The organism is Marisediminicola sp. LYQ134 (genome assembly GCF_046599635.1).
Classification (GTDB): domain Bacteria; phylum Actinomycetota; class Actinomycetes; order Actinomycetales; family Microbacteriaceae; genus Marisediminicola.
In genome coordinates, this window is record NZ_JBKIWP010000001.1 from 1,180,102 (window position 1) to 1,202,809 (window position 22,708).

General features: G+C 67.8%; 18 protein-coding genes. 9 read left to right on the plus strand and 9 right to left on the minus strand.

All coding sequences use genetic code 11. The features are described from left to right. Positions 1–111 precede the first annotated feature (111 nt). Complete coding sequence (locus ACLHIH_RS05655) at positions 112–1,296, plus strand: adenosine deaminase family protein (protein ID WP_411315720.1); 1,185 nt, start codon at positions 112–114, stop codon at positions 1,294–1,296. A 263-nt stretch (positions 1,297–1,559) separates the two neighbouring features. Here ACLHIH_RS05655 and ACLHIH_RS05660 read toward each other — a convergent pair whose 3' ends face one another. After that, positions 1,560–2,318 carry an SDR family oxidoreductase gene (locus ACLHIH_RS05660; RefSeq protein WP_411315721.1) on the minus strand — a complete coding sequence of 253 codons (759 nt, stop codon included), beginning with the start codon at positions 2,316–2,318 and terminating at the stop codon, positions 1,560–1,562. 101 nt (positions 2,319–2,419) lie between these two features. Between ACLHIH_RS05660 and ACLHIH_RS05665 the strand changes: the two genes are divergently transcribed. Both ACLHIH_RS05665 and ACLHIH_RS05670 read left to right on the plus strand, forming a co-directional pair. Then, the gene (locus tag ACLHIH_RS05665) at positions 2,420–3,268 is read left to right on the plus strand and encodes a helix-turn-helix transcriptional regulator (RefSeq protein ID WP_411315722.1); all 849 of its coding nucleotides are present in this window, start codon (positions 2,420–2,422) and stop codon (positions 3,266–3,268) included. Between the two features lie 306 nt (positions 3,269–3,574). After that, complete coding sequence (locus tag ACLHIH_RS05670) at positions 3,575–4,165, plus strand: excalibur calcium-binding domain-containing protein (protein WP_411315723.1); 591 nt, start codon at positions 3,575–3,577, stop codon at positions 4,163–4,165. A 124-nt stretch (positions 4,166–4,289) separates the two neighbouring features. Here the strand turns inward: ACLHIH_RS05670 and ACLHIH_RS05675 are convergent, their stop codons facing one another. The 7 genes from ACLHIH_RS05675 to ACLHIH_RS05705 form a co-directional block, all read right to left on the minus strand. Then, a complete protein-coding gene (locus ACLHIH_RS05675; RefSeq protein WP_411315724.1) occupies positions 4,290–5,732 on the minus strand; it encodes a DUF222 domain-containing protein in 1,443 nt (480 codons plus the stop codon). A 128-nt stretch (positions 5,733–5,860) separates the two neighbouring features. Continuing rightward, positions 5,861–7,321, minus strand: a complete 1,461-nt coding sequence (locus tag ACLHIH_RS05680; protein ID WP_411315725.1) for a threonine/serine exporter ThrE family protein — start codon at positions 7,319–7,321, stop codon at positions 5,861–5,863. A gap of 62 nt (positions 7,322–7,383) precedes the next feature. Beyond that, a complete protein-coding gene (locus ACLHIH_RS05685) occupies positions 7,384–8,217 on the minus strand; it encodes a carbohydrate ABC transporter permease (protein WP_411315726.1) in 834 nt (277 codons plus the stop codon). After that, positions 8,214–9,152, minus strand: a complete 939-nt coding sequence (locus ACLHIH_RS05690; protein WP_411315727.1) for a carbohydrate ABC transporter permease — start codon at positions 9,150–9,152, stop codon at positions 8,214–8,216. Before ACLHIH_RS05690 ends, ACLHIH_RS05685 begins: the two co-directional genes overlap by 4 nt. A 71-nt stretch (positions 9,153–9,223) precedes the next feature. After that, positions 9,224–10,543: an ABC transporter substrate-binding protein gene (locus tag ACLHIH_RS05695; protein ID WP_411315728.1), complete on the minus strand. Its 1,320-nt coding sequence runs from the start codon at positions 10,541–10,543 to the stop codon at positions 9,224–9,226. A 173-nt stretch (positions 10,544–10,716) separates the two neighbouring features. Beyond that, entirely contained in the window at positions 10,717–12,975 is a 2,259-nt protein-coding gene (locus ACLHIH_RS05700; protein ID WP_411315729.1) for a family 78 glycoside hydrolase catalytic domain, read from the minus strand. Between the two features lie 86 nt (positions 12,976–13,061). Beyond that, complete coding sequence (locus ACLHIH_RS05705; protein ID WP_411315730.1) at positions 13,062–14,078, minus strand: LacI family DNA-binding transcriptional regulator; 1,017 nt, start codon at positions 14,076–14,078, stop codon at positions 13,062–13,064. A gap of 237 nt (positions 14,079–14,315) precedes the next feature. Here ACLHIH_RS05705 and rhaI point away from each other — a divergent pair, with 237 nt between their 5' ends. The 5 genes from rhaI to ACLHIH_RS05730 all read left to right on the plus strand — a co-directional run bounded on the left by rhaI (position 14,316) and on the right by ACLHIH_RS05730 (position 20,601). Continuing rightward, entirely contained in the window at positions 14,316–15,488 is a 1,173-nt protein-coding gene (rhaI, locus tag ACLHIH_RS05710) for an L-rhamnose isomerase (protein ID WP_411315731.1), read from the plus strand. A gap of 85 nt (positions 15,489–15,573) precedes the next feature. Then, positions 15,574–17,610 carry a bifunctional aldolase/short-chain dehydrogenase gene (locus tag ACLHIH_RS05715; RefSeq protein WP_411315732.1) on the plus strand — a complete coding sequence of 679 codons (2,037 nt, stop codon included), beginning with the start codon at positions 15,574–15,576 and terminating at the stop codon, positions 17,608–17,610. Further along, positions 17,607–19,034 carry a rhamnulokinase gene (locus ACLHIH_RS05720; protein ID WP_411315733.1) on the plus strand — a complete coding sequence of 476 codons (1,428 nt, stop codon included), beginning with the start codon at positions 17,607–17,609 and terminating at the stop codon, positions 19,032–19,034. The genes ACLHIH_RS05715 and ACLHIH_RS05720 overlap by 4 nt, the downstream gene beginning before the upstream one ends. A 38-nt stretch (positions 19,035–19,072) precedes the next feature. Then, a complete protein-coding gene (locus ACLHIH_RS05725) occupies positions 19,073–20,311 on the plus strand; it encodes an alpha-hydroxy-acid oxidizing protein (RefSeq protein WP_411315734.1) in 1,239 nt (412 codons plus the stop codon). Between the two features lie 8 nt (positions 20,312–20,319). Beyond that, entirely contained in the window at positions 20,320–20,601 is a 282-nt protein-coding gene (locus ACLHIH_RS05730; protein WP_411315735.1) for a hypothetical protein, read from the plus strand. A 664-nt stretch (positions 20,602–21,265) separates the two neighbouring features. Here the strand turns inward: ACLHIH_RS05730 and ACLHIH_RS05735 are convergent. After that, a complete protein-coding gene (locus ACLHIH_RS05735) occupies positions 21,266–21,841 on the minus strand; it encodes a TetR/AcrR family transcriptional regulator (RefSeq protein ID WP_411315736.1) in 576 nt (191 codons plus the stop codon). 57 nt (positions 21,842–21,898) lie between these two features. On the opposite strand from ACLHIH_RS05735, the gene ACLHIH_RS05740 reads away from it, so the two are divergent. Further along, entirely contained in the window at positions 21,899–22,642 is a 744-nt protein-coding gene (locus ACLHIH_RS05740) for an SDR family oxidoreductase (protein WP_411315737.1), read from the plus strand. Positions 22,643–22,708: the final 66 nt, after the last annotated feature.

Consider the following 22,708-nt stretch of genomic DNA (forward strand, 5'->3'; position numbering starts at 1 on the left):
GTCACCACCCGAGTCAGCACTCGCGCGTCACCACCCAGCGAGACCCGTCTCCCGAGTCACGATCCCCCGCGATCCGACCGTCCGACTTTCGACCGCACCACCGGAGCACCCATGACCACCGAGATCCCCTCCGCCGCGACGCCTTCCGCCCGCGGGGCACGCACCGCCACCGCTCCGACCGGCGGCGCCATCCCCGCCGACTGGATCACGCGACTGCCGAAAGTCGACCTGCACTGCCACCTCATCGGCACCGTGCGCCCGTCGACCTTCGGTGAGCTCGCCCGGCGCGAGGGGCTCGAACTCCCCGACACCCCCGAACGCATCTTCGCCGACATCAACTCGCTGCCGCCCGACCCCGCGCTCTACCGCAACACGGTCGTGCCCGTGCCGCAGGGCAGGTCGGCCGACGAACCCGCGGTGTCGTTCTCTCTCTTCCAGGCCTCCAACTGGGTCGTCGAGGTGCTGCGGTCGGCTGACGACCTCACGCGCATCGTCTACGAGGCCTTCGAGGATGCCCACACCTCGAGCAACACACGGCACCTCGAGCTCTTCTTCGACGGTGTTCCCGAGCACCTCGCGGGGCTCGGCTACGCCGGGAGCGTCGAGGCCTACGCGGAGGGCATCCGTCTCGCCGAGAGGGACTTCGGCATGACGGGGCTCATGATCGCAGGGATCGACCGCAGTCGCTCCGGCGAGGAGGCGCTCGCTCGCGTGCGGGAGGTCGTCGACAACCCGCACGAGTATGTCGCGGGCATCGGGCTCGACAACCTCGAGACGGCGGGCCCACCGGAACGGTTCATCGACGCCTACCGTCTCGCGGGCGAGGCGGGCCTCGGGCGCACCGCCCACTCGTCGGAGCACGCTCCGAGCGCGCTCAACACGATCACGTGTCTCGACGACCTCGGGTGCGACCGTATCGACCACGGCTACTTCGTGCTCGAAGACTCCGATGTCGTGAACCGGGTGCGCGACGAGCAAGTGGTGTTCACGGTCGCGTCGACGACGTCGCGGCGGTCGTGGCGGCCGTGGCGCCGGGCATCCATCGCCGCGATGATCGACGCGGGGCTCACGGTCGTGCCGTGTTCAGACGACCCGGGGATGTTCCCGACGACGCTCGCCTCGGAGTACCGCATCCTCGCCGACGACCTCGGAGTGGACGCCGACCCGTTGCGGGCGATGGCCCTCACAGGGGTGCACGCGTCGTGGCTCCCGGCAGACGCGAAGCAGCGCCTACGGGACTCCGTCGTCGCGGAGATCGCGGCGCTCGACAGCGAGTTCGGGCTCGAAAGCGACTAGGTTCCTCGTGCTCGGGGTGCGTGTGTCGCGCCTCCCGATCAGGACAGCGGATCGTACATGAACTCGCGCACCTCCTGCGCGCCGCGGCACGCGGCCGCGAGCTTCGCGGCCCACTCGAGCGTGGCTTCCCGCGAGGGCAGTTCGAGCACCGTGTATCCGCCGTCGAGTGCGGCCGCGCGACCGTACCGTCCGTGTGCGCGTGACCGGAAGAGCGGGGCCCGCGCGGTTTCGCGGCGCGCGGGTCCCGACAGTGTTTCGCTGCCCTAGTGCGGGTCGAGCCGGTTGATCGTCGCCACCACGTGGTCGTAGTCGCCGCGCGCTTCGCCGTAGCGCAGGAATTTGACGTTCTCGACCTGGACCTCGGTCGCATCGGGCTGGGTCTCGAGGAGTGTCATCACTTCGTCCACGAAGTCGACGAGGGGCATCGCGAAGTCGCTCTGCTCCTGTCCGGGCATGAGGGCGGTGCGCACCGACGGGGGTTCGAGTTCGACGACGCGGACGCTCGAATCGGCGAGCTGGAGGCGGATCGACTCGCTGAGCATGTGGATGGCGGCTTTCGTCGCGTTGTAGGTCGGTGTCGCTCGCAGGGGGGCGAACGCGAGTCCCGACGAGACCGTCATGATGGTGGCATCCCGCTGCGCGAGCAGGTGTTCGACGAACGCGCCGATGAGTCGGATGGGGCCGAGCAGGTTGGTCGTGACTGTCTCTTCGGCGGTCGTGACGAAACCGGCGGGGGTCGTCCAGTCTTCGACGCGCATGATGCCGGCCATGGTGACGAGCACGTTGAGGGTGGGGTGGTCGGCGATCACGCGTTCGGCGGCGGTGCGGATGCTCGCGGCATCCGCTGTGTCGATGGTGACGGTGTGCACTCCCGGGTGGTCGGCTCGGATCTGCTGCAGCAGTTCGGTGCGGCGTCCGCCGACGATCACGGTGTTGCCGCGGTCGTGGAGGCGGAGGACGAGGGCGAGCCCGATGCCGCTTGTGGCGCCGGGGATGAAGATGGTGTTTCCGGTGATGTTCATGCCTCGAGTGTGGGCGGTGTCGGGTGGGGCGTTCAGGGAGTGGTCGTCGGGGGATCGCCGATCCCTGGTTCGGCTCCGGGCGGTGCAGCGATACTTCTGGGGTGGATCGTGACTCTCTCGCAGACTTTCTGGTGCGGCGCCGGAACGCGGTGCAGCCCGCCGATGTCGGTCTGAGTGTGGGGCTGCGGCGTCGCACGGCCGGGTTGCGGCGCGAGGAGGTGGCGTTGCTCGCATCCATGTCGACGGACTACTACACGCGTCTCGAGCAGCGGCGCGGGCCACAACCGAGCACGCAGATGGTCGCGTCTATCGCGCGGGCGCTGAGGTTGTCGTCGCAGGAGCGGGACTACCTGTTCCGGTTGTGTGGTCACAGTGCGCCGGATCGGGTGGCGGGTGCAGATCATGTGGCGCCCGCTCTGTTGAGGGTGCTCGATCGTCTGACCGATTCGCCCGCGCTCATCCTCTCGGCTCTCGGGGAGACGCTCGTGCAGAACGGGCCTGCGCAGGCCCTTTTCGGTGATGTGAGCGGGTTGGTCGGCATGGAGCGGAGTGCGATCTTCCGGTGGTTCATGCACCCCGAGACGGAGCGGGTGTTGTATCCGGAGGATGATCGCGACCGGCAGAGTCGAGCGCAGGTGGCGTCGTTGCGTGCGGCGTTCGGTTCGGCGGGCCCGAAGTCGAGGGCGGCGGAGATGGCGAAGCATCTCGCTGCGAACTCCCCCGAGTTCGCGGTGCTGTGGGATGAGCACGAGGTGGGCAAGCGGTTCGCGGACCACAAGGTGCTCGTGCATCCGGAGCTCGGCGAGATCGAGGTCGACTGTCAGGCGCTGTTCACCGAGGACGAGTCGCAGGTGCTGCTCGTGCTCACGGCGCCGCCGAACACGGAGGCGGACCAGAAGCTCCGGCTGCTCGCAGTCGTCGGCACTCAGGATTTCGCGCGAGGTCGCTGAGCGGGTCTCTATCGAGCGGTGGACCGCGTCGGACCCCCGCGGTTTCGTCTCGAGAAGGACGTCAAGGCGCTCGTCTCGGCGAGTTCGTCGCTTTCGAGGGCGAACGACTCGGGGTCGAACTCGATGCTGAACACCCAGCGACTGAGTCGGCCATCCCGTCGTGGGTGTTGAAGCCTAGCCACACCGGTTCGCGTGGCACGGATAGTCGGCGAACTCCTACGGTGGGCCCTGGTGGCCCAGCGAGATTTTCCTGTGATTCTGGTGTGGATTCCCCTATGGTCAGATCACCCGAACTGATAGGTCTTCATGAAACTCCTCGTAATCCTGGCGCTGCTTCCTGCCCTCGCGCTCTCGACTTTGAGCGCTCCTCCCGCCCTCCTGCAGAGTTCGACTGTTCGGGCGGCATCCGGCGTCGAGCTCATCGCGGGGGCCAGCCACGCTGCGACTGCGGTTGCAAAACCGACCAAGCGCCCTACGGCCCGCTTTGCCTACAAGTGCAACCGCTCTAAGGGGCTCATCGTCGCGGTTACGAACCCGAACCGTTCCGCCATCAAGGTCGCTATTTCGCACAGCAGGAAGTCCGGGTCTTCGACGATCAGTGTTCCGGCCCGTGGCACCGCGCGGTTCGAGAATCGGGTCAAATTGCCGGAGGACAAGCGCACGAAGGTGTCGGTGTCGTTCCGCGGAAAAGTGGTCGCGTCGAAGACGTTCAACGTCAATTGCGTGAAGCCGGCCCCGGCCGTGAAGCCCAAGCCGAAGCCCAAACCGTCTGCGGTGTACTACAAGAACTGCGATGCAGTGCGTGCGGCGGGCAAGGCACCTCTGCACAAGGGCCAACCGGGCTACGAGGCACCGCGCTTGGACCGCGATCGCGACGGCGTCGCGTGCGAAAGGTGATCGAGCACTGACCGAGAAGTGCTGGCCGGGGCAGCAGCGCCTGGGCGCAGCGACATCTGCTCCCTCTCTCATCTCACCTCCTCTCCCGGCACTCGGTCACCACCACTGCGTGACCTCGGCCACGTCACGCCCTCGCGGGCGCCGGTTGTCGCGCCAGATCGCCCATCGCCGGACTTCGGCTGGGCAGGGGAATCGGGTTCTGGGTGGGGTCGACGCTCCGAGGCGGCACGAGCAGATAGTCGGCCCGGTCGCGGCGCACCTCCCAGTGGTTGTCGTGGATGAGCAGATGGTGGCGCCGACAGAGCAGGATGCCGTCGGCGACATCCGTGCGTCCGTTGCCCGACGCCCACGGGTTGATGTGGTGCGCCTCGCAATAGGAGGGCGGGCGGTCACAGCCGGGAAAGCGACATCCGCCGTCTCGCACCGCGAGCCCGATGCGCTGACGTTCGGTGAACAACCGGCGGTCGCGACCGACGTTGACGCATTGGCCGTCGCTGTCGAAGCCGACGCTGATGACGCCGGTGTTGCAGATCGTTCGTTCGATCGTGGGCGTGGAGACGGCGTCGTTGCGACCCTCGAGGTGGCCGGGGCCGGTTCGCTTCTCGAGACGGTCAGCGGTGACGACCACCCGCACGCACGGGCGCCGCACACCGAAGAGGGTGCCGGGGTCGGCATCGACAGCGAGACGCACCGTGTCGACGAACGCGTCGGCGGCGACCTGTTCGTCGGTGCGGTCGTCGTTCAGGAGGTCTTCGGCGGTGGCTCGAGCCGCAGGGTCGACGAACCGCGGACCGCCGCGGCGGGGTGACAGGATCTGGGCGAACGCTTCTGCGACGAGAGCGCCGTCTTCGGGGGCGAGCCGCCAGCTTCCGCGGTGCATTCCCGTGGCGTCCCACCAGGTGCGAACGGATCGCAGATCTCGCTGCTCCTTCTCCCGCCGCGCGATGCCTTCGGCGTCGATGATGTCGCGGGCCTGCCGCGCTCGACGGTGCACTTGGTCGGGCGTCAGACCGCGAGCGGCGTCAACGAGCTCGTCGGCGACCGCGTTGAGCGTGTCGTCGTCGCACGAGGTGACCTCGCACAGAACGCGACGGATGGCGTCCATCGCATCGAGAGACAGCGCACCCTCGGTGACGGCGGCCGCCAGTCGCTCCCGCCAGGAGAGAACACGCGACGCTGCGCCATCCGCGCCAGCCGCACCAGCATCCGCCGCAGCGCTGACGAACACCGCTTCGGCGAACTCCGCCTCGGCGATCATCGTTCCGGCCTCGACGAGTCGTGTCGCGTCGTGTCTGCTCACGTGAGCGACGGCCTGGATCATCGCGATCGGATTGAGGAACCCCGCCTGCTGGGCGAGACCCCGGTGCCCGAGTTCCTGTCGCGACCGGTGGGCGATCTCACCCGCGGCGAGGGCAGCGAACTGATCGACACAGTGCCGCAGCTCAGCGATCGCCGAGGCCGCCCGGGTCAGCTCGTCGCCGTCGAGTGCCGCGAAGGTCGTGGCCGACCCACCCAACCCAGCGACAGCGGCGGCTCGCTCGAGGAGGGTGTCGGGGAGGGTGGGCATGCATCTATTCTCCGGGTTCGAACATACCTTCGGAAGTGAGGCGAATCGTTCTGGAGAGAGGTTCTCGCGATGGGAGTTGGGCAGGAGAGGACACCACCCTCAACCGCACGGCCCCGCGCCGCTCGCCCCTACCGGACCCCGCGGTTGCGCTGCAAGGCGACGGTCGCCTGGCGGTCGAGCCCGAACACTCGGCGAGCGCCGAATCCGCCGATGGTCGTGCCCGCCGCGAGACCGATGCCCGTCGCGAGGGCGACCACCACGTCGGGGAGAGCCGAGATGATGCCGTATTCGGAGTCCATGAACCCGTAGAGCGCGCGATACACCGCGAGCCCGGGGATGAGGGCGATGATCCCCGCCATCGTCATCGCACTTTCGGGCACTTTGAGCCAGCGGTAGATGAGGTAGCCGATGACGCCCGCGGCAACTCCGGCAACTCCCGGCGCGAGGCCGGGTTGTGAAGCGAGGGGCAGAACGATCGCGTAGAGCGCGAACACGAGTGCCGCGACGGCGGCCATGAGCGGCACGTAGCGGAATCGAACATACGACGTGAGCGCGAATCCGACGCCGATGAGGGCAGATCCCACCACCCCGGGCACGAAGCGGATGTCGTCGCCGAGCGAGGTGGCGACGGTCACGGGCACGCCCATCCGCAGTGCCGCGCCGAGCACGATGGAGATGCCGACGGCGAGGCCGAGGGTGAGCATCACGACTTCCATGCCCCTCGCGGTCGCGGTGACGTAGTAGCCGTCGATCGCGTCGCGCGCGGAGGCGGTGAGGCCGACCCCGGAGAGCAGCATGATGATGCCCGCGATGACGATGACGGTCGGCGCGTTGGAGCCGGGGAGTTGGATTCCGAGGGACCGCAACCAGAAGAGCAGCACGGCGATGCTCGTGGTGGCCATCGCGGCCGCCATCTGCGCGAAGAATCCGGGCACCGACCATTTGCCGAGCTGGCGGGTGATGATGTCGGAGATCACGGCCGTCACGGCGGCGACGATCACGAGCACGAAGCTCACGTTGAAGAGCACGACGACCCCGGCGGCGAGCACCGCTTTGCCCGCCCGGACAACCCAGTGGCGGTAGGGGTGCGGCCTCGTGAGGATCGTGTTGAGCCGCTCCCGCGCCTCGGCGACGGCGACGGGGCCGCCGTGGCCTCCGCCCTCCCCCGTGATCTCGTCGATGAGGAGGTACACGTCTTGCAGTCGCGAGTAGTCGGTGGTGCGCACTTTGACGATGCGCATGACCGACATGGGGTCTTCGTTCATCCCGCGGTGGATGGAGACGGTGATCGACGTGAAGGTGATGTCGACGTGCATGGCGCTGATGCCGTAGGCGTTGCTCATGCGCAAGACGGTCGCGACGACATCCGCTGCCGACGCCCCGGTCGCGAGCATGGCCTCCCCCGCGCGCAGGCACAGGTCGATGACCTCTCGAGCGTGCCGCTGCGACGACTGGTCGTCGGCGGCGACGACCGAGATCACCTGGGTCGGTGTCTCGAGCCCGCGGATGGCGCCGCCGGCCAATTGGAGCAGCGAGCGGCTCACTCGTCTGCGGTGCACTTCTCGTCGGTCGTCGGGTCCATCTGTCACGGGTTAAGGGTACGGGGCGTTCGAGGGCGATTCGCCGGCGACAGCCACCTCGAGAAAAAGACCTACCCCTTGACCGCTCCCGACGTCATGCCCGCCACGATCTGACGGTTGAAGAAGACGTACATGATGAGCGGCGGGATCGTGATGAGCAGCACGTTCATGAACAGCAGGTTCCACTGGTTGAGTCCCTGCGACTGGTAGTTGTACAGCGTCAGTTGCACCGTCGAGTTCTCCTCCCCCGGCAGGAAGTAGAGCGCGTAGGTGAAATCGTTGAACACCGTCACCGCTTGCACGACGACGACCGTGACGATCACCGATTTCAGGAGGGGGAAGACGACCGAGAAGAAGAGTCGCAGCGGGCTCGCTCCGTCGATGAGTGCCGCCTCGTCGAGTTCGCGCGGGATGGTCGCGACGAACGCCCGGAACAGGAGGATGCAGAACGACAGACCGAACGCGATGTGCACGGCGATGAGACCGAACAGCGTTTTGAAGATGCCGAGGGTCTGAAGCGTGTAGATGGTGGGCACGACCGCGGGCGGGATGATCAGGCCGGCGAGAACGAGCCCGTTCACGAGCGGGTTCCACTTGGACTGCCGCCTCTGCAGCACGTAGCCGACCATGGCCGCGAGGATCACCATCACGGTCACACTCGCCACGGTGAGCACCGCGCTGTTCAAAAACGCCCGGATGAGTTGTCCGTCGCGGTTCTGCATGACCTCGGTCAGGTTGGCGAAGAACGCCCACTCTGTCGGCCAAGAGAATTCGAGGGCGGATGCTTCGAGCTGCGTCTTCGAGGCGGTGAGGACGATGAAGACGAAGGGAACGATGAAGACGACGATCGAGAGAACGATCGCGATCGTCCCGACCCAGATCCCCGTGGGTTTGACGCGGTTCACGAGTCGTCTCCCTTGCGGTTGAAGTAGTAGGAGAGCGGAAAGATGACGGCCGCGATGACGAGGAAGAGGATGACGTTGCCCGCCGTCGAGAGGCCGTAGAACCCGGCCTGGTACTGCTTGAAGATCACCGAGCCGATGACGTCGCTTGTGAACCCGGGGCCGCCCCGCGTCATCGCCCAGATGAGGTCGAACGATCGCAGTCCGCCGATGAGTGACAGCAGCACGACGGTGACGGTCGCCGGTCGGGCGAGAGGGAGGGTGATGCTCTTGAAGTTCTGCCACGACGACGCGCCGTCGACTTTCGCTGCCTCGTAGTACTCCTGAGGGATGGCGACGATGCCGGCGATGTAGATGAGGGTGGCGAGACCGACCCCTTTCCAGACGTCGACGAGCGCGACGGAGAAGAGGGCCCACGCGGGGTCGGTGAGCCAGCCTGGGCCCTCGATTCCGATGACCGCGAGCGACTGGTTGATGAGCCCGTCGAACGGGTCCATGAGCACACGGAAGGTGACTCCCACGCCGATGGTGCTGACGAGCACCGGAAAGAACACGACCGAGCGCAGGTATCCGCGGGCGATGATCTGCGACGTCAGCAGAACCCCGAGCGCCATTCCGAGCACGACCTTGAGTCCCGACGTGATCACCGCGTAGGTGAAGGTGTTGACGAACCCCTGCACGAGCGCGGGCTCCCGGAAGAACTGCTCGAAGTTGGCGAGACCGATGAACTCGACGTCGAAGATGCTCCACCGCGTGAGTGCGAAGTAGAACGACGCACCCGTCGGGATGAGGAAGAGCGCGACGTAGAACACGCCGGCGGGGATGTAGAACCACGTGGGATAGGGACTCCGAACGGTGGACTTGCCGCGCTTCTGCGCGCGACCGCCCTTCGGCTGGTCCGTCCCCTCGGGAGCGAGTTCTGAGGCGATGAGTGTCATGGCAACCCGTCATTGGGGACCGGTGGGCGGCACTGCGCCGCCCACCGGTCGTCTGCTCGTGTGGTGGGGCTTTACCAGCCGTCGATGCCGAGCTGCAGTGCCTGCTTCTCGACGTCCTGATCGTAGAGCGCGGCTCCGTCGGATGCTCCCCGGATCCCGGATCCGACCTCGACGGTGATCTGCTCGAGAGCCGGTCCCTTGATGGGAGAGAGGAATTCGAGCGCGAGCCCGGTGCGTCCCTCGTCGAAGTACGGCTGGAGGTCGGACACGATGGCCGGAACATCCTCGGGGAGCTCGCATCCGTCTACGACGAACGGTCCGCCGATGGTGGTCGACTCGGCGATGGTGTCGCAACCCTCGGGGCTCGCGAGCCACGCGGCGAACTCCTTCGACGCCTCGAGCTGTGCCCCCTCGGTGGATGTCGGGATGTAGAGGGCGTTGGGCATCCACACGGTCACGCCGTTGCTGCCGGCGTCGTCGCCGGGGATCGGGAAGACCCCGATGTCGTCGGCGGCATCCGGGTAGTTGGCTCCGATGTTGCCGGCGACGTTGCCCGTGAGCATCGGATAGTGGGCCGCGGTGCCTTCGACGAGCATGCGCACGCCGTCGTCGTAGGTGGCCGAGGCGAAGTCACGGTTGAAGTAGTCGGCTTCGCCGAGTTCTTCGAGCTTCTCGAATCCGGCGAGCCCGGGCTGGTCGGCGAACTTCGCCTCGTTCGCGGTGTACTTCTCGGCCCACTCGGGGTCCTCGGCGAGGACGTTGAAGAAGTCGCCGAGAATCGTCACTTGCGATGTCCACGTGTCACCGTAGGTCTGCGCGACGGGGTCGATGCCCGCGGCCTTGATCTCTTCGTTGTTGTCCATGAAGTCGTCCCACGTCTCGGGGATCTCGAGGCCGAGGTCTTCGTAGACCGCCTTGCTGTAGGTCATCGCGCCGGCGAACGACGCGGCCGCCGGGGCACCGTAGATGCCGTTGTCCGTCGAGACGGTCGTGGTGAAGTCGTCGAGCAGGTCGTCGACCCAGGGCTCGTCCGACAGGTCGACGAGGGTCTGCTCGGGGTTGAGCGCCTGGAACAGCGATCCGGTGTTGTAGTAGAACATGTCGTTCATCTCCCCGGTGCCGAGCCGGGTCTTCACGAGGTTGTCCCCCTCGCCGCCGGCAGGGTGGATCTCGGTCGAGATCGTGACGTCGGGGTTCACCTCGGCGTACGCCGCGATGAGGCCGTCCCAGGCGGCGACGGTCGACTCGGCGTTGTCGATGTAGACGGAGAGCTCGATCGCCTCACCGTCACCTCCCGTTCCACCGGATGTCGAGCTGCATCCTGCGAGCGTGAGCGCGGCGACTATGGCGCCGGCGCCGAGGGCCGTGGCCTTCGTCCTGTGAATTCTCATCCTTACCTCCTTGTAAAGACCCGGACGACTTCGTCCCGGTTCAAACTGCCTTGAAACGATTCAAGTGCGATCAACCTACCGATTGCATGTGCCCTCGTCAATCAACCTTCCGGAGAAGTTTGTAACGATTCAGATCGAGGCCCCGCGACTCGCTCGGTGGGGCACACGAGCGGTCACCTCCGGAAGCGGTGCTCCCCGTCAGACAGCTCGACGTCGCTCTCCCCCTCGAGTCGGAGCACACCGCTCGCCCCCGACGGCACTCGCACGGTGACACTGAGCCCGTCGCCCTCGCGCTCCCAGTGGATGGACGCGAGACCGAGGGGCGTGTCGACCGAGGCCTCCGCCCACGTGAGATCTCCCCCCGGGCGCGGAGCGAACAGAACCGTGCGATAGCCCGGTTCGAGCGGCGCGATCCCCGCCACGACGCGATGCATCCAATCGGCCACCGCGCCGAGCGCGTAGTGATTGAAGCTCGTCATCTCTCCCGGGTTGATGGAGCCGTCCGGCAGCATGGAGTCCCACCGCTCCCAGACCGTCGTCGCTCCCATCGTCACGGCGTAGAGCCAGCTCGGGCTCTCCTCCTGAAGCAGCAACCGGTAGGCGGCGTCGACGTGGCCTGTCGACGTCAGCGCGTCGGTGATGAAGGGAGTGCCCGCGAACCCCGTGGAGATGCGATACCCGCTGTCGGCCACGAGTCGAGCCAGGCGCTCACCCGCCCACACCCGGTCGTTCTCGTCGAGGAGGCCGAACGCGATCGCGAGCGTGTAGACCGTGGTGCAGTCGCTGAGGATGCGTTCGTCCGAAACGTACGACGCGTGGAAAGCCTCGCGGAGCGAGACCGCCATCCGGCGGAACTCCTCCTGCTCCTCGACCCGGCCGAGGATGGCTGCCGCTCGCGCGGTCAGGTCGGCCGACCGGTAGGCAGACGCGGTCGCGACGACCCCGGTGTCGGCTTTCGCTTCTGCCGGCGCATCCGGTGGTGCATCCGGATCGAGCCAATCGCCGAACTGGAATCCGGCATCCCAGACGCCCGAGGCCGAGAGCTTCGATCGAACCGTGCGCACGTGCGACGCCATCGAGTCGAATGTCGCCCGCAGCACGGTGTCGTCGCCGTAGGCCTCCCACAGCGCCCAGGGCACCCACACGGCAGCGTCGCTCCAGATCGCGGTGCTGTCGAAGGGAGCGAACTCTGCGGGGTTGCCGACGTATTTGAGGATGTCGGGCACCACGTAGGGCACCACTCCGTCGTGGTGAGTCTGTTCGGCCGCGAGGTCGATCAGCCAGTCCTGGAGAAAGCTCTCGACGTCGTAGAGGTAGGCCGCGGTCGCAGCGAACGCCGAGATGTCGCCGGTCCAGCCGAGACGTTCGTCTCTCTGCGGGCAGTCGGTGGGCACGTCGAGAAAGTTGCCTCGCATGCCCCACACCACGTTCTCGTGAAAACGGTTGAGCAGCGGATTCGACGAAGCGAATGCCCCGATCCGCCGCAGCTCCGACGAGACGACCACGGCGACCAGGTCACCCTCACGGATGGCCTCGATGCCACCCGGCCACCCGGTCACCTCGGCGTAGCGGAAGCCGTGAAAAGTGAAGGTCGGCTCGAACGTGTCGGACTCTCCGCTCAGCACGAACGTGTCCGTGGCCTTCGCGCTCCGCAGCGGCCTGACCCCCAACTCGTCGTTCTCGAGCACCTCGGCGTGACGGATGCTGACGACGGCGCCGGACGGACCCGCCACACTCACGCGCAGCCACCCGACGAGGTTCTGACCGAAGTCGACGAGCACGCGCCCCGAGGGGCTCGTCCAGATGCACTCGGGCAGCACGTCCTCCTGGCGACGGACCGGCGGCCCCACGTACGGCTCGAGCAGGCCCAGATCCTTCTCGACGATGCGTACCGCCTCGAAGTCGTCCGCGTCGAAACCGGGGAGGTTCCACCCGGTTCGGCGCCGGCGCGCGTCGATCGTCTGGCCGTCGTAGAGGTCGTCGGAGACGCCGGAACCCGCACCGACCGTCCACGACTCGTCGGTCGCGATCACCTGGTGGTGTCCGTCGGCGAAGGTCACCCGCAGCTCTGCGAACGCGGCACGATCGTCGCCGTAATAAGCGGCTCCGCCCGTCCACCCGAGTCGCCCGCGGTACCAGCCGTTTCCGACCGCGATGCCGAGCACCGAGGCTCCTCGCCTCACCAGCTCGGTGACGTCGGTCGACGAGTGGCGGATTCGCCACTCGTAGCTCGTCCACCCCGGGGTGAGAACGTCCGGAGATACCGGCTCACCGTCGAGGAAGGCTTCGCAGACCCCCAGGGCCGAGAGCTCCAGTTGAGCTGCGGCGACCTCCCCGTGGCCCGCATCGAGGGTGAACTCCCGCCGAAAGAGGGGCGCTGCGTCGAGGCTCCCCGCGGGGGCGATGAATCGGGCCTGCCAGTCGTCAACCATCGATAGTTCTCCTTCGAACTCGAAAATAAAACGTTTCAATGAGCGTGAAGGTAGCACGCCGGCGCGCCATTCCCCAGCCCCCTGGTCTAGCTGCCGCGAGTGCTCTCGCGCACGATCAGTTCCGGCTGGAACACGACGGTGCGAGCGTCGAGCGACGGATCCGAGGTCTCCTCGAGCAGGATGTCGACGGCGGTCTGCCCGATCAGTTCGCTCGGCTGCCGGATCGACGAGAGCGGAACGACCGCGGCCCGAGCGAAGTCGATGTCGTCGTAACCGATGAGTGCGATGTCCGACGGCACGGCGATCTCGGTCGACCCCCGCATGGTCAGAGCCTGCAGCACCCCCATGGCGACGAGGTCGTTCGCCGCGATGACCGCATCCGGTCGATCCCGGGGGGCTCGAGCGGCGATCGCCTCCCCCGCGCTGCGACCGGCCAACACCGTGAGCGCGGGCACGTCGATGACCTCGAAAGACACTCCGGATGCCGCGGCGATCGCCCCCTTGGCCCCGCGGAGTCGGTCTGACACCTGGCGGATCTCGAGCGGGCCGCCCACGAAGGCGAGACGTCGGCGCCCCGTCTCCATGAGGTGACCGGCCGCGAGCGCTCCGCCGGCGACGTCATCGACCGACACCGAGCTGAAGGCGGCGTCGTCGCTCTGGCGATCGACGAGCACAGCACGCATCCCCCGCTGTCGCATCGCTTCGAGCCGGTCGGTGACGTCACCGAAGGGCGATATCAACACTCCGCGAACCCGCTGTTCTTCGAAGACGTCGAGGTAGGTCGACTCGCGGTCGACGTCTTCTCCGCTGTTGCCGAGCATGACGACGAGACCCGCGTCGGCGGCCCGGTCTTCCGCGCCCCGGGCCACGTCGGTGAAGAACGGGTTGTGCGAGTCGAGCACGATCAGTCCGATGGTCCGACTGCGCCCGACGCGGAGCTGCCGTGCCGCATCGTTGCGCACGAAGCGGAGCTCGGCGATCGCCGCGTGCACGCGTTCGGCGACGTGCGCCGTGACCTTGTCCGGGTGGTTGAGCACATTCGACACCGTGCCGACCGAGACTCCCGCGCGCGCGGCGACGTCTCGGATGCTTGTCGCGGCCATTGCGCCCCGTTCTCGATGACGGCGTCTGAACCGTTCCATCCTGTCAGAGCGCCGCGGCGGGGGCGGGATCCCGCACGACGGCGCGCCCGCAGCCCGTCACTGCGGGCCTCAGCGGGGTGACGAACCGCGCGATCAGCGGTCGACCTTGACACCGGCTCACCGGGAGTCCATTGTTGAAACGATTCATTGCAGCGTTGCACGAGGTCATTTCTCGTTCGACAGAGAGTTCAGGAACCCATGGCCACGTCTGACTTCGCCGCCGTCACACCGATCCTCGAGCGACAGGCCATCGAGCTGCCGTCGTGGGCACTCGGAAACTCGGGCACTCGCTTTCGCGTGTTCACGACGCCGGGAACCCCGCGCACCCCGCAGGAGAAGATCGCCGACGCCGCCCAGGTCAACACCGTCACCGGTCTCGCCCCGACGGTGGCGCTCCACATCCCGTGGGACCGGGTCGATGACTACGCCGCCCTCCGCAGTTTCGCGCGCGAGCACGGCATCGAGATCGGGACCATCAACTCGAACACCTTCCAAGACGAAGAATACAAATTCGGCAGTCTCGCGTCGACGGATGCGCGAGTGCGTCAGCGCGCCATCGACCACCACTTCGAGTGCATCGACGTCATGGATCAGACCGGGTCGCGCGACCTCAAGATCTGGCTCGCCGACGGCACGAACTACCCCGGGCAAGACGACATCCGCAGTCGCCAGGACCACCTCGCCGAGTCGCTCGCGATCATCTATGAGAGGCTCGGCGCCGACCAGCGGATGGTGCTCGAATACAAGTTCTTCGAGCCCAGTTTCTACCACATGGATGTTCCCGACTGGGGCACCTCCTACGTGCACGTGGCGGCCCTGGGCGATCGGGCACTCGTCTGCCTCGACACCGGTCACCATGCGCCCGGCACCAACATCGAGTTCATCGTCGCGCAGTTGCTGCGGCTGAAGAAGCTCGGATCCTTCGACTTCAACTCGCGCTTCTACGCCGACGACGACCTCATCGTCGGCGCGGCCGACCCCTTCCAGTTGTTCCGCATCATCGCCGAGGTGATCCGCGGTGGGGGGCTGGAGGTCGACTCCCCCGTCGCGTTCATGCTCGACCAGTGCCACAACGTCGAGGCGAAGATCCCCGGTCAGATCCGCTCTGTGCTCAACGTGCAGGAGATGACGGCCCGAGCCCTGCTGATCGACCGCGACGCCCTCGACATCGCGCAGCGCGACAACGACGTGCTCGGCGCCAACGCGATCTACATGGACGCGTTCTACACCGACGTGCGCCCGCTGCTCGCCGAGTGGCGCGAATCGCGCGGCCTCCCCGGCGACCCCATGGCCGCGTTCGCGGAAAGCGGCTACCAGGCCGCCATCAACGCCGAGCGCGTCGGCGGCACGCAAGCGGGCTGGGGGGCCTGACCCTCCCGGTCCTCGCGCAACCGACACCTCCACCCACCCCGACGACCACGACGACGACACCGACGACACCCTGGAGCCTCCGACGATGACCAACCCCACCGCAGCCGAACTCCTCGCTCGGTCGAACCGTCTCGGTGCCGACGCGCGCAACACGAACTACGCCGGCGGCAACACTTCGGCCAAGGGCACGGAAATCGACCCGGTCACGGGCGACCCGGTGGAGCTGCTGTGGGTCAAGGGGTCGGGGGGCGACCTCGCTACTCTCGTCGAGGGGGGCCTCGCGGTGCTCCGACTCGACCGGCTCCGCGCCCTCTCCGCCGTCTACCCGGGGGTCGACCGCGAAGACGAGATGGTCGCGGCGTTCGACTACACGCTCCACGGCACGGGCGGGGCGGCGCCGTCGATCGACACCGCGATGCACGGACTCGTCGACGCGCCCCACGTCGACCACTTGCACCCCGACGCGGGGATCGCCATCGCGACCGCCGCCGACGGCGAACGGCTGACCGAGCGGGCGTTCGGCGACAGGGTCGTCTGGGTGCCGTGGAGACGGCCAGGGTGGCAGCTCGGCGAAGACATCGCGGCGATCAAGTCGGCGAACCCCGGCGCGATCGGCTGCATCCTCGGCGGCCACGGCATCACGGCGTGGGGCGACACGAGCGACGAGGCAGAGGCGAACTCGCTCTGGATCATCGAGACGGCGACGGCGTTCATCGCCGAGCACGGCCGCCCTGATCCGTTCGGGGCACCACTCGACGGATACTCCGCCCTGCCCGACGCAGACCGTCACGCCAAGGCCGCGGCCCTCGCCGCCACGATCCGCGGGCTGGTCTCCACCGACCGCCCCATGGTCGGGCACTTCACCGACGACGCCGTGGTCACCGACTTCCTCGCGTCGTCGGAGCACCCGAGGCTCGCGGCCCTCGGCACGAGCTGCCCCGACCACTTCTTGCGCACGAAGGTGAAACCGCTCGTGCTCGATCTGCCGGCGGATGCCACGGTCGACGAGTCGCTCGAGAGGCTCGCCGAACTCCACGCCGAGTACCGCGCCGACTACCAGGCCTACTACGACCGGTTCGCGACGGCCGACTCCCCCGCCATCCGCGGGGCGGACCCGGTGATCGTGCTCGTTCCCGGCGTCGGCATGTTCTCCTACGGGCCCAACAAGCAGACCGCGCGCGTCGCGGGCGAGTTCTACGTCAACGCGATCAACGTCATGCGGGGCGCCGAGGCTCTCTCGACCTACACGCCCATCAGTGACGAGGAGAAGTTCCGCATCGAGTACTGGGCACTCGAAGAGGCGAAGCTGCAGCGGATGCCGCGCCCGAAGCCGCTCGCGGGCCGCATCGCCCTCGTCACCGGTGCCGCGTCGGGCATCGGCAAAGCCATCGCCACGCGGCTCGCCGCGGAGGGCGCGTGCGTCGTCATCGCCGATCTCGACTTCGCGAAGGCGCAGGCTGCGGCCGCGGAGATCGGCGGCACCGATGTCGCGGTGGGGGTGCAGGCCGACGTCGTCGACGAGACCGCGGTGCAGGCATCCATCGACGCCACCGTGCTCGCCTTCGGTGGGCTCGACCTCGTCGTCAACAATGCCGGGCTGTCGCTCTCGAAGTCACTGCTCGAGACCACGGTCGCGGATTGGGACCTGCAGCACAACGTCATGGCCAAGGGCTCGTTCCTCGTCTCCCGCGCCGCCGCGCGCGTGCTCATCGACCAGAAGCTCGGCGGCGACATCGTCTACATCTCGTCGAAGAACTCGGTGTTCGCGGGCCCGAACAACATCGCCTACTCCGCAACGAAGGCCGACCAGGCCCATCAGGTGCGCCTCCTCGCCGCCGAGCTCGGCGAGCACGGCGTCAAAGTCAACGGCATCAACCCCGACGGCGTGGTGCGCGGCTCGGGCATCTTCGCGGGGGGCTGGGGCGCCAAGCGTGCCGCGGTCTACGGCGTGCCCGAAGAGGAGCTCGGCGAGTACTACGCGCAGCGCACCCTGCTCAAGCGCGAAGTTCTGCCCGAGAATGTCGCGAACGCGGTGTTCGTGCTGTGCTCGAGCGATCTGTCGCACACCACCGGACTCCACATCCCCGTCGACGCGGGTGTCGCCGCCGCGTTCCTGCGATGACCGAGGCGGTCGCCGCGGTCGATCTCGGCGCGACGAGCGGTCGGGTCATCGTCGGATACGTCGGTGACGACGACATCACGCTCCGTCACGTCGCCCGGTTTGCGAACACCCCCGTGCGCACCGCCGACGGCCTCCACTGGAACATCCTCGAGCTCTACCGCGACGTGGTCGCGGGTGTGGCGACGGCCGCCCGCGACGAGCCCGGTCTCTCGAGCATCGGCATCGACTCCTGGGCCGTCGACTACGCCCTCATGAGGGGAGGGCGCATGCTCTCCACGCCATACCACTACCGCGACGAGCGCACGGCGACCGCGATCGAGCGCACGCACTCCGCGGTGCCGAAGGGGGCGCTCTTCGCCGCGAACGGACTGCAGCATCTGCCGTTCAACACCCTCTTCCAGTTCGCCGCCGACGAGGCGTCCGGCTTCCTCGACCTCGCCGACACGGCGCTGCTCATCCCCGACCTCATCGGCTTCTGGTTCACGGGTCGCGCGGTCGCCGAGCGCACGAACGCGTCGACGACAGGGCTGCTCGACGTGCGCACTCGCGAGTGGAACGACGACCTCATCGCGCGACTGGGTGTCGCCCGCGACATCCTTCCCCCGCTCGTCGATGCCGGGACGACGATCGGTGCACTGTCGCCCGAGGCGCGAAACGAGCTCGGCGTGAATGCCGCGCGCACGCTCGACGTCGTCGCGGTCGGGTCACACGACACCGCGTCGGCGGTCGTGGCGGTTCCCGCGACGACGCCGAACTTCGCCTACATCAGTTGCGGCACGTGGGGGCTCGTGGGAGTCGAGCTCGACGTCCCCGTGCTGTCTACCGACGCCGCCGACGCGAACTTCACCAACGAGGGTGGCGTCGACGGACGCATCCGTTTTCTCCACAACGTCATGGGGTTGTGGCTGCTGAGCGAGTCGGTGCGGCACTGGCAGCGTGACGGCTCGGTCGTCGACCTCCCGTCGCTGCTCGATGCCGCGGCCGCCGTGTCGACGACGGTCGGCGTGTTCGACGCCGACGATGCGCGGCTCCTGCCTCCCGGGGACATGCCCTCGCGCATCGCCGCTCTGTGCGGCGAGCGCGGCGAGCCGGTGCCGACGACGCACGCGGAGGTCGTCCGCAGCATCATCGAGAGTCTCGCCGCGGCGTTCGCCCACACCGTCGGCGAGGCGAGCCGCCTCGCCTCGAAGCGCGTCGACGTGATCCACATCGTCGGCGGCGGGTCGCGAAACGCGCTCCTGTGTCAGACCATCGCTGATCGCGCGGGTCTCCCCGTGCTCGCGGGGCCGGTCGAGGCGACCGCCATCGGCAATGTGCTCGTGCAGGCGCGGGCGCGCGGTCTCGTCACCGGCGATCTCGAAGCCCTGCGCCACCTCGTCTGCCGGTCTATGCCGCCCCGGTCGTATCGACCCCGCACCACCTGACAGCCCACTCCCCGCACGACATCAGAGAGAATCACACCATGGTGAAGCGACAGTTTCCGAAGCCCCGCGATCTCGCACCGCTCATGAAGTTCAAGACGCCGACGCTCAACGCGAAGAAGCGGCGGCTCGACGAGGCGCTCACGATCGAGGACCTCCGGCGCATCGCGAAGCGCCGCACCCCGACGGCCCCGTTCGACTACACCGACGGGTCGGCCGAAGCGGAGCTCTCGCTGCGGCGAGCGCGGCAGGCGTTCCGCGACATCGAGTTCCACCCCTCGATCCTGCGAGACGTCTCGACGGTCGACACCTCGTCGACCGTGCTCGGCGGCCCCACCGCCCTGCCGTTCGGCATCGCCCCCACCGGGTTCACGAGGATGATGCAGACCGAGGGCGAGATCGCCGGTGCGGGTGCTGCGGGGGCCGCCGGCATCCCGTTCAGTCTCTCGACCATGGGCACGACGTCGATCGAAGACGTCGCCGCCGCGAACCCGACCGGACGCAACTGGTTCCAGCTCTACATGTGGAAGGACCGCGACCGCTCGATGGCGCTCGTCGACCGGGCGGCGAAGGCCGGGTTCGACACTCTGCTCGTGACCGTCGATGTCCCGGTCGCCGGTGCTCGCCTGCGCGACACGCGCAACGGCATGACCATTCCCCCGATGCTCACCCCGCGCACCGTCATCGACGCTCTGCCCCGTCCGGCCTGGTGGATCAACTTCCTCACCACCGAGCCCCTCGCCTTCGCCTCGATCGACCGCTGGTCGGGCACCGTCGCCGAACTGCTCGACACCATGTTCGACCCCACCGTCACCTACGACGACCTCGAGTGGATCAAAGCCCAGTGGCCCGGCAAGCTCGTCGTCAAGGGCGTGCAGAATCTGGATGACGCGAAGCGGCTCGCCGCGCTGGGTGTCGACGGCATCATCCTCTCGAACCACGGCGGCCGTCAGCTCGACCGCGCGCCGATCCCGTTCCACCTCTTGCCAGAGGTCGTGCGAGAGGTGGGTAACGACACCGAGGTGCACCTCGACACCGGCATCATGTCGGGCGCCGACATCGTCGCCGCGGTCGCCCTCGGCGCCAAGTTCACGCTCATCGGCCGCGCCTACCTCTACGGGCTCATGGCCGGAGGGCGCGAGGGTGTCGATCGCGCGATCGAGATCTTGAGCACCGAGATCCGGCGCACCATGCGTCTTCTCGGCGTGACGTCGCTCGACGAGCTCACGCCGGCGCACGTGACCCAGCTCGAGCGGCTCGTGCCCCGGCCGCGGGTATAGCGGTCGCGGTGACCGACATCACGCCCGAACACGAGCGCCTGGCGACCGTCGCTCGCGGGTACTTCGCCGCTCTCGGTGCGCACGCCGAGCTGAGAGTCATCCCTCTCGCCGGAGGGGGTGTCTGCGTCGTCGACGCGGTGCGGGGTGGCGGCAAGATCTATGTCGCCCGCGACGGCAGCGCCCTGTTCGTGAGCTCCGCCCTCGACTTCGAGGCGGGTCTCATTGCCTTTCGCGACGGGCGGCGATCGCTCACCGCGACTCTCGCCCGGCCCCCGGTCCGCGACGGTTAGGGCTAGGGCGCAGGCACCCTCACGCCGAGCCCGCGGGTACCGCACGCCGCCCCTCGAGGGATTCGCGTTCGAGCGGCATGCGTGCGGCGAGCGTTGGATATACGTTTCTGCGTGCCTCAGTCGTCCGACGAGCGCAGAAAACCCTGCCCTGCCATGTGGACGACACCAAACACAATGCACGCGACCCCCACCGGAAAACCCAGCACGGCCACCAGTACGCTCCGGAAGCTCTGGTCGGCGCCGCCCGAGACCGACATCGCGAAAATTCCCAAAGCGCAGCAGACTATTCCTAGGACGAAGAGGAACGTGCCGGACCTCCGCTGGTCTCGCTTCGACCGACTCATGCGTGCCTCACTGCTCGGGAACTGCGACGACTTTATCGCGGAGCGCTCCTGCAACACCGCGGGTCACTCCGGCAGGGTGTCCACGGCGTGCGCGACGACGGAATCCGGAGTCGTGCCCCGCGCGGAAGCCAGACGCGTCACCTTCGCCGCGGTGCTCCCCGAGAGAGTCACGTGTGCGACTGCCGCTTCGGGGGCGGGCTGCGCGTCGGGTGTGACGAGACGAGACGAGACGTGCCGCGGGCGCGACGGGCGCAACAGGCTCCGTCGCGGGGTCGCGCAAGAAGCGTGTCTGACGAAGCCGTCAGCCTCCTGTCGGGAGGTCAATCTCGCGCGCGTAGCCCGTCGAGAAGCACCCCGAGCAAGTGCGATGCGCGGGGAGCGGCCTCGGCGTTCGTCATCCGTGACAGGAACCCGAGCAAGACGAGCACGTCCGCCTCGTCGACGTCGTCGCGGATCGTCCCTTCCTTTCGACCGGCCTCGAGCAGGAGCGCGATCGCCTCGCCGATGCGCGGCGTGTGGCTCGTCGCGAGTTCCGTGCCAGACACGGGCTCCAGCACCGCGAGCACACCCCGCTTGACGCGCGCGTAGTCGGCAACACGATCCAGCCAGTGCCGCATCGCGGTCACCGCGTCATGCTCGGCGAGCAGGCTCCCCGCGGCCTCGACGAGTTCCGCGACGTCGGCGCGGTAGACCTCGACGAGCAGCGCCTCCCGGGTCGGGAAGTGCCGGTACAGCGTCCCCTGCCCCAGGCCCGCTGCCTTGGCCACGGCATTCAGACGAAGGTCCTGCGTGGAGTCCAGCTGCTCCCGCGCGACCGCGAGTATCCGAGTCCGGTTCTCGGCCGCGTCGGCACGGATCCTGCGTTCTGGCATGCCTTCTCCTTGCAATACGGACACGTGTCCGTTTAGGCTGGCGACGAAGCGGACACGTGTCAGCTTAGACGAGGAGACCCCATGACCACGAAATCTCTGCAGGGCCGCATCATCGCGATCACGGGAGCGAGCAGCGGGATCGGCGAGCAGACCGCGATCGAACTCGCGCGGCGCGGCGCGGCCGTCGTGCTCGCGGCTCGACGGACCGACCGCATCGACGCCGTCGCCGCGACGATCCGAACCGATGGCGGCCGAGCGATCGCCGTGCCCACGGACGTCACCGATGTCGGCGACGTTCGTGCGCTCGTCGCCGCGGCCGTCGCAGAGTTCGGCCAGCTCGATGCGCTCGTCAACAACGCAGGTATCGCCCGCCTGGGACCTCTCGAGCTGGGAGACACCGATGACTGGGCGGCCATGATCGACGTCAACGTCCACGGGCTGCTCAACGCGCTCGCTGCGGCGCTGCCCATCTTCCGGCAGCAGGGCCACGGCCACATCGTGACTATCGCCTCCACCGCCGGTATCACCGTCTCGCCCAGCATGGCGGTCTACGCAGCGAGCAAGAACGCGGCCCGCACGATCATGGAGGGCCTGCGCGCCGAGTCGACCGACGGCGTCATCAAGACGACGTCGATCTCCCCGGGCTTCGTGCAGACCGAACTCGCAGACGGCATGGCGCCCGAGGCGCGCGAAGAGATCCAGGCCGGTATGCGCTCGTTCGGGCTGGATCCCCAGGCCGTGGCGAACGCCGTCGGATTCGTGCTCGAGCAGCCGGCAGACGTCGAGATCGGCGACCTCACCATCCGCCCCACGGTTCAGGGCTGAGGTCTCCGCGCCCGGACCTGCGCGACCGGCCGACACGGTGGGCCACTCGAGTTAACGCGAAGAGGA

Coding starts and splice junctions, on each gene's coding strand:
- ACLHIH_RS05655 (WP_411315720.1), top strand. CDS start 112: ATGACCACCGAGATCCCCTCCGCCGCGACGCCTTCCGCCCGCGGGGCA.
- ACLHIH_RS05660 (WP_411315721.1), bottom strand. CDS start 2,318: ATGAACATCACCGGAAACACCATCTTCATCCCCGGCGCCACAAGCGGC.
- ACLHIH_RS05670 (WP_411315723.1), top strand. CDS start 3,575: ATGAAACTCCTCGTAATCCTGGCGCTGCTTCCTGCCCTCGCGCTCTCG.
- ACLHIH_RS05675 (WP_411315724.1), bottom strand. CDS start 5,732: ATGCCCACCCTCCCCGACACCCTCCTCGAGCGAGCCGCCGCTGTCGCT.
- ACLHIH_RS05690 (WP_411315727.1), bottom strand. CDS start 9,152: ATGACACTCATCGCCTCAGAACTCGCTCCCGAGGGGACGGACCAGCCG.
- ACLHIH_RS05695 (WP_411315728.1), bottom strand. CDS start 10,543: ATGAGAATTCACAGGACGAAGGCCACGGCCCTCGGCGCCGGCGCCATA.
- ACLHIH_RS05700 (WP_411315729.1), bottom strand. CDS start 12,975: ATGGTTGACGACTGGCAGGCCCGATTCATCGCCCCCGCGGGGAGCCTC.
- ACLHIH_RS05705 (WP_411315730.1), bottom strand. CDS start 14,078: ATGGCCGCGACAAGCATCCGAGACGTCGCCGCGCGCGCGGGAGTCTCG.
- rhaI (WP_411315731.1), top strand. CDS start 14,316: ATGGCCACGTCTGACTTCGCCGCCGTCACACCGATCCTCGAGCGACAG.
- ACLHIH_RS05715 (WP_411315732.1), top strand. CDS start 15,574: ATGACCAACCCCACCGCAGCCGAACTCCTCGCTCGGTCGAACCGTCTC.
- ACLHIH_RS05720 (WP_411315733.1), top strand. CDS start 17,607: ATGACCGAGGCGGTCGCCGCGGTCGATCTCGGCGCGACGAGCGGTCGG.
- ACLHIH_RS05725 (WP_411315734.1), top strand. CDS start 19,073: ATGGTGAAGCGACAGTTTCCGAAGCCCCGCGATCTCGCACCGCTCATG.
- ACLHIH_RS05740 (WP_411315737.1), top strand. CDS start 21,899: ATGACCACGAAATCTCTGCAGGGCCGCATCATCGCGATCACGGGAGCG.